Source organism: Photorhabdus sp. CRCIA-P01 (assembly GCF_003545805.1).
In the GTDB taxonomy this organism is placed as follows: domain Bacteria; phylum Pseudomonadota; class Gammaproteobacteria; order Enterobacterales; family Enterobacteriaceae; genus Photorhabdus; species Photorhabdus antumapuensis.
Genome location: NZ_NMQR01000047.1, coordinates 18,748 through 29,240 on the forward strand (window position 1 = coordinate 18,748; position 10,493 = coordinate 29,240).

10 protein-coding genes are annotated in these 10,493 nt (G+C 42.4%); 4 read left to right on the plus strand and 6 right to left on the minus strand.

Going from position 1 to position 10,493, the window contains the following annotated elements:
* Nucleotides 1-41: 41 nt before the first annotated feature.
* Nucleotides 42-1,529, minus strand: coding sequence for an inorganic phosphate transporter PitA (gene pitA / locus D3222_RS19860; protein WP_118987683.1), 1,488 nt, complete (start codon nucleotides 1,527-1,529; stop codon nucleotides 42-44).
* A gap of 299 nt (nucleotides 1,530-1,828) precedes the next feature.
* Here pitA and D3222_RS19865 point away from each other — a divergent pair, with 299 nt between their 5' ends.
* Nucleotides 1,829-3,013: an NAD(P)/FAD-dependent oxidoreductase gene (locus D3222_RS19865; protein ID WP_118987684.1), complete on the plus strand. Its 1,185-nt coding sequence runs from the start codon at nucleotides 1,829-1,831 to the stop codon at nucleotides 3,011-3,013.
* Between the two features lie 568 nt (nucleotides 3,014-3,581).
* On the opposite strand, the gene D3222_RS19875 is transcribed toward D3222_RS19865, so the two are convergent.
* The 4 genes from D3222_RS19875 to D3222_RS19895 all read right to left on the minus strand — a co-directional run bounded on the left by D3222_RS19875 (nucleotide 3,582) and on the right by D3222_RS19895 (nucleotide 5,951).
* Nucleotides 3,582-4,190: an MFS transporter gene (locus tag D3222_RS19875; protein ID WP_157975378.1), complete on the minus strand. Its 609-nt coding sequence runs from the start codon at nucleotides 4,188-4,190 to the stop codon at nucleotides 3,582-3,584.
* Between the two features lie 80 nt (nucleotides 4,191-4,270).
* The gene (locus tag D3222_RS19880; protein WP_118987686.1) at nucleotides 4,271-4,519 is read right to left on the minus strand and encodes a hypothetical protein; all 249 of its coding nucleotides are present in this window, start codon (nucleotides 4,517-4,519) and stop codon (nucleotides 4,271-4,273) included.
* Between the two features lie 458 nt (nucleotides 4,520-4,977).
* Nucleotides 4,978-5,454 carry a hypothetical protein gene (locus D3222_RS19890; RefSeq protein WP_118987688.1) on the minus strand — a complete coding sequence of 159 codons (477 nt, stop codon included), beginning with the start codon at nucleotides 5,452-5,454 and terminating at the stop codon, nucleotides 4,978-4,980.
* On the minus strand, nucleotides 5,454-5,951 hold the full coding sequence (locus D3222_RS19895) for a hypothetical protein (protein ID WP_118987689.1): 498 nt from the start codon (nucleotides 5,949-5,951) through the stop codon (nucleotides 5,454-5,456). Before D3222_RS19895 ends, D3222_RS19890 begins: the two co-directional genes overlap by 1 nt.
* A gap of 883 nt (nucleotides 5,952-6,834) precedes the next feature.
* Between D3222_RS19895 and D3222_RS19900 the strand changes: the two genes are divergently transcribed.
* Both D3222_RS19900 and D3222_RS19905 read left to right on the plus strand, forming a co-directional pair.
* Complete coding sequence (locus D3222_RS19900; protein WP_118987690.1) at nucleotides 6,835-7,710, plus strand: alpha/beta fold hydrolase; 876 nt, start codon at nucleotides 6,835-6,837, stop codon at nucleotides 7,708-7,710.
* Between the two features lie 26 nt (nucleotides 7,711-7,736).
* Nucleotides 7,737-9,263 carry a flavin-containing monooxygenase gene (locus D3222_RS19905; protein ID WP_118987691.1) on the plus strand — a complete coding sequence of 509 codons (1,527 nt, stop codon included), beginning with the start codon at nucleotides 7,737-7,739 and terminating at the stop codon, nucleotides 9,261-9,263.
* Between the two features lie 81 nt (nucleotides 9,264-9,344).
* Here D3222_RS19905 and cynS read toward each other — a convergent pair whose 3' ends face one another.
* Nucleotides 9,345-9,815: a cyanase gene (cynS, locus tag D3222_RS19910; RefSeq protein WP_118987692.1), complete on the minus strand. Its 471-nt coding sequence runs from the start codon at nucleotides 9,813-9,815 to the stop codon at nucleotides 9,345-9,347.
* A 460-nt stretch (nucleotides 9,816-10,275) separates the two neighbouring features.
* On the opposite strand from cynS, the gene D3222_RS19920 reads away from it, so the two are divergent.
* A complete protein-coding gene (locus D3222_RS19920) occupies nucleotides 10,276-10,491 on the plus strand; it encodes an IS1096 element passenger TnpR family protein (protein ID WP_118987693.1) in 216 nt (71 codons plus the stop codon).
* The last annotated feature ends 2 nt before the right edge of the window (nucleotides 10,492-10,493 follow it).

The window sequence follows — 10,493 nt, forward strand, 5'->3', positions numbered from 1 at the left end:
ATAGTTAACCCATACCGCCTTCAAATTATTCATCAAAACAATTAAATCAGTTTCAAAGCGAACCAGTAAAGTGTACCAGACAACCCGATTGAAACCGGCAACGTCAGTATCCAAGCCAACATGATATTCTGGATGGTTTTCCCCTGAACACCACCGCCATCTACTAACATCGTTCCAGCCACCGCAGAAGAAAGTACCTGAGTAGTAGAGACCGGCATACCGGTATAACTCGCAACACCAATTGAAACAGCCGCAGTCATCTGGGCTGAAACACCCTGTGCGTAGGTCATACCTTTTTTGCCAATCTTCTCACCAATAGTGACTGCAACACGTTTCCAGCCAACCATCGTTCCCAAAGACAGAGCTAGTGCTACCGCAATGATAATCCAGACAGGCGCATACTCAACGGTGTGTAATAAGTCTTTCCGCAATTTATTCAGGAAACGAGCGTCTTCGGTACTGGTTTCAGGCAGTTTAGCCAGCGACTCAGCCGTATCAGCAATACACATCAACATGCGACGCATATTGTTACGCTGTTCAGCATTGAGCTCATTGTAGCTCTGAATGCCCTTCAACAGGCTTTCTGTCTGGTCGAGAACAACGACAGCACGAGTACTATCACAATGGAATCGTCCTGGTTCATCTTCCGCAATAGCGACCGATGGCGTCAGTTCAATTGCATGGGATAACGCTGAGCTATGCTGCTGATAATATTGCTGCAAGTGAGTAATAGCATCGTAGGTACGGGCAATGTCATAGCCATTAGCATTCATGTTTACGACAAATCCCGCTGGAGCTACACCAATTAGCACCAACATAATCAAACCAATACCTTTCTGACCATCATTCGCCCCATGAGAGAAGCTGACGCCTACCGCGGATAAAATTAGCGCGGTGCGTGTCCAGAAAGGAGGTTTACGCTTACCATCTTTCTTTTCACGTTCAGCGGGAGTCAGATGAATACGTTTACGTTTCTTGGTGCTACTCCAGTAACGGCGCAGTAGAAACACGATTGCCCCCGCAATGATCAATCCGATTAAAGGAGAGAGGATCAACGACAGGAAAATCTGTATCATCTTCGGCACATTCAACGCATCAACCACAGAAGAACCCGTTACGATCGCATTGGTCAAACCGATACCAATGATAGAACCAATCAAAGTATGAGAACTGGATGCAGGTAAACCGAAATACCAAGTCCCAAGGTTCCAGACAATCGCAGCCAGCAACATGGAAAACACCATGGCAAGGCCATGAGCAGAACTGACATTGAGAAGAAGATCGGTTGGAAGTAAATGTACAATCGCGTAAGCGACACTCAATCCACCAAGAAGAACACCAAAGAAGTTAAATACCCCAGCCATAACGACGGCGAACTGTGCTCGCATAGCACGGGTATAAATAACTGTTGCTACCGCATTCGCGGTATCATGAAAGCCATTAATAGCTTCATAAAATAGCACAAACAGTAGGGCCAGTACTAACATTAGGCTGGTGTGAAAATCCAAGCCAGTAAAAAGATGTAGCATAAACGTTAAGCCAGTTAGTTGGACATGAACGCGGCGCATTATCAGTGACAAATGCTAGCGGGGGAAGTGAAATATGAACTTTTTTTGATTTCATGACAACTAGATAACGATAATAAATAGGAATATTCCTTATATATCATTAAATTACATATCTTTTAAAAAATTGACAATTTTAAGACAAAAGTAAGTTTACATGAAAAATTTAAATCATAAGGGACTTTTTCCCCATAAACTTATCAAAAATGTAACATATTAGGGGAAATTCCCCACTAAATTATTTAGCCATAAAGAGAAAAGCAGTGGAAAGATTTGATGCAGTTATTATTGGTGCCGGTGCAGCAGGTTTGTTTTGCGCCGCTCAGGCAGGACAGCTCGGTTTACGGATACTGGTTCTGGATAATGGTAAAAAAGCTGGGCGTAAGATTTTGATGTCAGGTGGTGGACGTTGCAACTTCACTAATATGTACACAGAACCATCCGCTTATCTTTCTGCTAACCCTCATTTTTGCAAGTCTGCTCTGGCCCGTTATACACAATGGGATTTTATCGAATTGGTTCAACGTCATGGCATTGCTTACCATGAAAAAACACTGGGGCAGCTTTTCTGTGATGACTCTGCCCAACAGATAGTCGATATGTTGCTGAAAGAGTGTGAAACCGGTCAGGTTACTATTCGTCTGCGCAGCGAAGTTAGCCACGTAGAAAAAAATGAGCAGGGTTTCGTTATCACCGTTAACGGAAAGCAAGTAAGTACACGCTCACTTGTCATTGCCTCCGGCGGGTTATCTATGCCTGGCCTTGGCGCAACTCCTTTTGGTTACCGGATTGCAGAACAGTTTGGCTTGAAAGTCTTGCCAACCCGCGCCGCTCTCGTACCTTTTACGCTGCATAAACCACTCCTGGAGCAACTTCATGTGCTCTCTGGTGTATCCGTTCCCGCCATTGTCACCGCCGAAAACGGCACTCGGTTCAAAGAAAATATCCTGTTTACCCATCGGGGACTTTCTGGTCCAGCAATCTTACAAATTTCCAGTTACTGGCAGTCAGGAGAGTTTGTGAGTATTAACTTACTTCCAGATATTGATCTGGAAACGTTTCTGGAGAAAGAACAGAGTTTCCACCCGAACCAAAGTGTAAAAAATACTTTGGCAAAATTATTACCGAAACGGCTGACAGAATGTCTGCAAACACTCGGTCAACTCCCGGATGTTTCTCTTAAGCAGTTGAATTCCGTCCAGCAAAAGCAATTAGCGGCAAACCTCCAGTCATGGCAGGTACAACCCAATGGTACAGAAGGCTATCGTACTGCTGAGGTTACTATGGGCGGTGTTGATACTCACCAACTTTCATCCAAAACAATGGAGGCTAATCAGGTAAAAGGACTCTACTTTATCGGTGAAGTGGTAGACGTCACCGGCTGGCTTGGTGGCTACAATTTCCAGTGGGCATGGAGTTCCGCTTGGGCGTGTGCGCAAGCGTTGTGACTTTTGTGCAGGAGAGCAGGAACCCACCGAAAGCGTTCAAGTTAGGTAAACCCACGCAGGCACCAAAGTTGTTTTGCCGACCTGGAGAGGACCAAGCAGACACACCACTAACGTATCAGTCAATGCTGCCTTGAGATGTGGTTCTATGTATCTTGGATATAGTGCATTGTTCAAATTGTTCTTTATGTACAATATGAAAAACGCAGCTTAAATCTCTCCGTCTATTTGTTGGCTATGTCATCGTCTAAATGCTGGTTTGTATAGCGTCTATTTGTCGGTTTCTGACGTTCTTACACAACAATCAAAACTTTTTGAGTGTTTATTGCCCCTCGTCTGAGCATCAGGCGCAACCTCTGAACAATCAGTATTGAGAAAATAGCACCTAAAGCCAGGGCCAAGTTTGATGGTATGACCTATTATGAAAGCGATCGCATTGTGAACGTCATGGAAGAGCTGATGAAACTTACCCTAAGGACTCACGACAGATCAGACTAACTGGTTAACCTCTACAGTTAACATAAAATGAAATGGCTTAATGACGGCAACGATGAAATCAAGCAGATAATATTTACAGAATACACGACTCTTGAACCTCTGATGATCTCTGCAAGCAAACCTGATAATAGTATGTAGCATAATGATTTGTTTTTACGTCTAAAAAACCAAATCCCCAAAAGGCCACAAAGTTAACCATAACGGAGAATAACAGGGGATTCTTAGCTGACAACTTTTTCAGTAACCAGCAAGAAATTCGCGTCCCTACTATGCCACCGACGCCGAGAAGTGAAATTATGTAGCCTATGCTACTTTCACTTTGTCCAATCTTCTCGAAGAAGATACCAAGCATATCATTGCTAAGAAAAAAGGCTAAGTTTGACAAAGTATAGGCCGAAACAAGTAAATATAAATCCGGTTTGCTTTTCAATTGCTGTATGAGTGAGAAACACTCTACAGCAGTAGAATTTATACCTCTATTTGCATCAGGCTGAAAAATATTATCAAAGTATGATGTCAGCATGCCAACCAAGTTAAATATTATTGATAATGACAAGACAAACCATAATCCATAGTACGTATTTAAATAAACAACAAATAAGGGAATGACTATCCTGCTAAAGTTAGTAATATATCCATAAATTTCATAAAATCTTTGAGATTCATTATCATCTACATTCAATTTTGTATTTGATATTCCAAGACCACACCGACAGGTTGTCTTGATCAATGTAATAACATAAAGAAATATAATTGGATCAGCTACAGATAAAAAAGCATGACAATGCCGTTAATAAAGAACAGTAGCATCCTCCATTTTAATATATTTCCGTTATCAAACAGCTTGCCGAATAATCCACTTGCCACCAGAAATGGAATAGCGAAGCAAGCACCTAATATTCCCATTTCAGATGGCGTAGAATGCAGAATATATATAGCCATGATGCTTAAAATAGTATAATCAAGATAAGTATCAAGTTCGTTTACACCTATACTAATGTATTTTTTCATCGGCTATCACCCAAATTAGGATAGGCATAAACATATATTCACACCTGTCATTAGTTTGTAAAGAATATATTAGCTAGCCAGTGACTGGTAATCAACAATTACTCCTCTCAAAGTTTAGGTTAACATTAAATTATTTCCCGCATTAATCTCATTGTCCACATTTATACCCTTCATCTTTCAAGCTGCTGCTTTGTTGGCTGCTTTCACTCACCCCAGTCACATAGTTATCTATGCTCCTGGGGATTCGTTCACTTGCCGCCGCGCTGCGACTCGAAATCTATTGGGTATATTTACATTCAGAATTAATAAATTCATTACATATCAACACGTATAAAAAATAAGCCCCAATCTTGTATTCACAAAACCGGGGCCCAGTGCCTTTCGCTTTATGTCGGGGAACTGAACACCATGACAAGATGGGAGAAGAACCGTCAACTAGCTACGCCTTAGAAGCTAGCTCATAACCTGAACCGTTTTCCCATTTTCACCGAAAAAGCATTTATTATCGAGATAACGATCGCACACAAACTGGGTAGTAGCTGCGCAATAAAACCAAGAATGGTTCCCTGGCTTACCGGGGAATGATGATGCGCCTCGCCCCCCATAGCAATCTGCATGAAAGCGGAGTTTGTCAGGTAGGCATAAACCAAACCGCAAATCCCCGTAACCAGCAGAAAACTTATCAGCATGGCGACTACCGCCCCCACCATCTGAGATAATCTTGTTCTGATTGAATTGATGGTGAGAGCGGTCAGGCAACCTGGAGCAAAACCCCAGCCCAATATATACCAAACAATCATTAACCCTTTCAGCGCAGTGTTGTGCGCCATTTCCAGAATATCGGCACGCCACAATATCAAATTCAGGCATGCAGCCAGCACAGCCAGAAATACGGAAATAGCGAAACTGTTGGGTAAACTCGATTCTTTATTCACTAAAACACCTTTAGACAGTCAAGGAATCTTGCACCTTTTATCGAGTTAAGAAGAAAACTACCCAAAATGCCAGCAATGAGCGCAGCAGTATATCCCTTAATCAGGAACAACAACGGCATTTCTATTGAGCCCCAATAATTCAGCCCCACGTTGTGATCCAGCCCCCAGCAAAGTGTCTGGCAAACACTGAAAAACAGAGCGCTACTCACCGCGGTCATGATATAAGCTCCGGCGCTTCCAGGCATAAAACGAGCTGAGAGCAAATAAGTCAATCCCCCAACAGCGGCCCCCATGCCGATACCACATAAACCAAGAGCCCATACCAGACGCCATACCAGCGGGCCATTGTCGGGAAATAAAATAAAACTCATTAAAAGAAATCCAGCCTCTGCGATAAAACCCAGAGAAATAAACAGCTTAATCGTGCGTATAGCACGTTTTTCACCTTCTACCACCGCATATTGCCGATGTTGTTCATTCACAGTTTGATTAGACATTTTTCATCTCCTGAATAGGTACGTTTAACATCAAAAAATACTGCGGAAAATGGTCTGATAAAGCTTTTTTTAAAGCTGAATCAAAATTGTCTTTTTCCAAAACAGAGGAAATTGCATTTCCTTGATAATTTACTTCTAATTCACTTCAATCACTGGTTCTGCTTAATTATATGAACTATTACTGAATAAAGTCCGAATAATAGATCAAATGAATTATTTGAGAAGGCAAACAAATCAACAGGTCAAAGAAAACAAACTATAGATGATGTAATTACTATGGTATGAGGATGAAAACCTGTCAATGTAAAAGAAGAAATTAAGAAAATAGCCCAATATATGGACTGAATATTTTGATACTTTATCCGGCCAACCTGACAGAGCCCTTACGTTATTATCATATTGATCTCCAGATATAAATAGCAGGAATAAACACTGAACCTGAGTTGGCAAACAACGCCATGCATATTCTGTCTTGCCAACCCCACTCAAGGAACTGGCTTTAAAATGATAAAAAATGTGATGCCATTTATTGCTACAAGAAACAACAGCTTTCATTTCTGCGTTCTTAATTCCCGAATATACTTAGCGTAATAATTATTTCATCATAATTAATAACTTGCGATTTGATTATTTATCACTAAAATATAATAAATAATTCCGAGCATTTAATTTTAAAATAAAAATATTCAAGTATAGGCACAATTTCAACTTTATGGGTTTGACAATAGCCTGATACTTAGTTATGACTTTATTTAAGAAGCAACAAAATAATTATTCAATGAACTTATTGCTATCAAGACAGAATAATGACAACCATGATAACCAATAAAGTGCAATATTTGGATTTTATTGGATCATATCTACTGGGAGATATATAACTGCCATGAATAAATCCGATCAAGAATTTCATGTTAATGAAAGTACTGTAAAAGTAGATGGAAAGGATGTCAGGTTCTTCACAGCTAAACCTCCGGGCCTAACTAAGGATAATGCCAAGAGTAATACTGTGGTGTTAGTGCATGGTACAAGCGGAAATACAACGCTGCATTTCTGTCATCTATTTCCACTACTTGCCACAAAACACGCCGTTATATCACTGGATTTTTCTCAACCAGTGAAAGCAGGCGAAACCCTTACTCTTGAACATCTTGGAAAACAGGTCGAAGCCGTTATTGAAACAGCTGCGCCAGGGGAATCTGTCACACTGATAGGTTATTCTCTGGGCGCAGTCGTTGCTGCTTCTGTTGCCGCTAAACGTCCGGATCTAGTTCGTAATTTAGTGATGCTCGCAGGATGGATGAAAACAGATTTACAGATAGAAAGGCTTGTTGCTGTCTGGCGTCATTTATGTGAGACCAACTCACCCGTTCTTACAGAATTCGTCATGTATTGTGCTTCTGGTGTCCCTGGTCATGTGAATATGGTTCCAGACCCGCCTGCAACCGGATTTGAAAATATCAATCCGGGGGAATTCGATGTGTTGCAACTAGACCTTGATGCCAGGGTTGATATCACTCAAATTGCTCCTGAGATAAAAGCCACGACTCTGATTATTGGCTGTACACACGATAACATAACACCCACCTACCATAGCAAAGCACTTTTCGGCGCAATCCCGGATGCACGCTATACAGAGATAGAAGCCGGACACGCTGTCATTTATGAACGCCCTTCCCAGTTGATGTTGGCTATTGACCAGTTCTGCACGGAACCTTCTCTTTACCCTGCCGGGACCATTATTCCTGCCGACCGGCCATAATCCCTTTTACGCTTTGGAAAGCTATTATGAATAAAAGTACACCAGACCATCATCCACAAGCAGATATATCTCAGGTCACAGATGCAGAGATTATTATCATCGGTGCAGGTTTTGCCGGCCTTGGTATGGGAGCCCAGCTTAAGCGCCGATCTCAGCACAATTTTCTCATTCTCGAACGTGCCGATGATGTAGGGGGCACCTGGCGCGATAATACTTATCCCGGTATAGCCTGTGACGTCCCCTCACACCTTTATTCTTACTCATTTCGCCCCAATCCTGACTGGTCTCATGTTTTTTCACCAGGGAATGAAATATTCACCTATCTTCAGGATACCGCCAGGGATGAAGGGCTATTGCCTCATATCCACTTTGGCGCCAACGTTGAAAAAGCCTATTGGGATAACCAAAAAGAGCGCTGGATAATTATCACCACCGCAGGTGTTTTCAGTGGACGGTTCTTGATAACAGGCACCGGGCATTTAACAGATGCAAATCTTCCACAGATCGAAGGTTTGAACAGCTTTACTGGGGAAGTTTTTCATTCAGCCCGCTGGAAACATGATGTCTCTCTTCAAGGTAAGCGAGTAGGTATCATCGGATCGGGTGCTTCAGCAACTCAGATAGTGCCTGAAGTAGCTCAAAGTGTCTCTGAACTTGTTGTTTTCCAGCGAAGCCCATCCTACATTATTCCACGTCCTGACCGAAGTTATTCAGATAGTGAAAAACAGCGTTTCCGACGCGATCCAGAATCGATTCCCGCTGTTCGTTCAGATATATTCTGGCATTTTGAATCTCTGTACCCAGCCCGTCGTTCTATTCCGCAATATCTGGCAGAATTCAAGCGCATAGCCTCAGATCATCTTAAACGGCAAATCCCCGATCCAGAATTACGTGCAAAATTCACCCCCAGCTATGAAGCGGGTTGTAAAAGGCTTGTGATTGCAAGCAATTATTATCCTACGTTTCTACGAGATAACGTTAAACTCGAAACATCAGCCTTACAACGTATAGATGGGCAAAATGCAGTTTCAATGGCCGGCAACAGTTATCCACTTGATGTACTGATCTTCTGTACTGGTTTTCAAACCACCCAACCACCTTATTCCCGTCTGGTTCATGGCCGTGATGGTCTCAGCCTTGCTGATCACTGGGCCCAAGGCATGGAAGCTTTCGCATCAACCACAGTGACAGGTTTTCCAAACCTATTTATTATTAACGGACCGAATGCAACACTTTCTCATAACTCAATTATTTACATAATTGAGTCTCAAATAGAGTACATTCTCGGTGCTATTGAATACAGCAGGAAAAATAACAACTGCGTACTTGAGGTTTCTCCCGAAGCTCAACATCGTTATGTCACCGAATTACAAGAGCAGATTAATGGCACAGTATGGGTTGGAGATAATTGTACAAGCTGGTACCGTGATTCCCGAAATAAGCGCTTAACACTGATATGGCCTGATTTTGCTCACACATTCAGACAGCACAATGGCAAATTTGATCCTGCTCCTTATCTGTCTCATTCGACAACCGAAATCAATAATCCATAAGCTTTAAACAGCAATGGGATATTCATTCTGTGAGACGGCAAGGGAGAGAGCTTGTCTCCCTTGCCGATACTAACAATCGCTTTAGAATGGCTTGGTCGGCAAATACTTCCCATCGAGCGTAATCACAGCACGAGAACCGCCATTAGGGTCATCAACCTTTTTGATATCAAGTTTGAAATCAATCGCGCTGATAATGCCATCACCAAACTTCTCGTGAACCAGCGCCTTTAACGTTGAACCGTAAACTTGCACCATTTCGTAGAATCGGTAAATAGTCGGATCAGTCGGTACACCACCTGGGATGCTGCCGCGCACAGGGATAGTTTGCAGCAGAAGGAAAGCATTCTCGTCAAGTTCAAGCCGGTCAACTACAATCCTCGCAGCGTCGGCAGGCAATGGATGCTGACCTAGCAGCGCAGCAGTAACGAATGCGAGACTCAGGCCAGTTCCTTGTGCGATGTCCTCAAACGTCAAATTCCAGCGCGTTTTGGCGTCGATGATAGCATCGGTAAGGATCTGGCGGGGAGTTTGGGAATATTGAGATTGTATCATAATGATTTCCTTTGGATTAATGGACTATTAAATGCCGTGGTGAAACATGGATTGTGTTGCAGAAACATGCGGATAGTCCGCAAGCGAAACAAATTGACCGAGCAAGCCGTCTAGTGCATCGATCGAACCAGCCTCTATGTCGTAAATCCATCGTGATCGATAAGAAAGCTGATGGATGAAGAATGAACGAATTTATCTATAGCGTCAAAGATCGGATTTCTATCACCTCTATAGTATTTTCCAATAGTTGATTGTCGTTCTGCGGCTACACATTTGTTAATAATCCAGTAGTCACATCTTTTTATTTCAGGCACTGGCATATAGACTTTGCTACCTACTATTGGTCGGCTTTGGAACCATGAGTGATGAGATGTACTAGGAGAGCATAAAGAAGTGTGGGGTATTCCTTTAATCAATTAGTATGATCGTTCTCGTATTTATTGTGACAAAGGGGGGGAGCATGTCTGTCTATAAGGTCAAAGTGGCTATTCGCGATATTAGCCCGATGATTTGGCGACGTTTTCGTATTCATTGTGACATGTCACTTGGCGCTTTGCATTTTCTCCTACAGTTTGCATTTGGTTGGGATAACGGCCATCTTCACTCTTTTCATATTCATGGTAAAGACTATGGTATTAGCTATGAAGGTGGATTGGGGTTTTATGATAATCCCTGAGC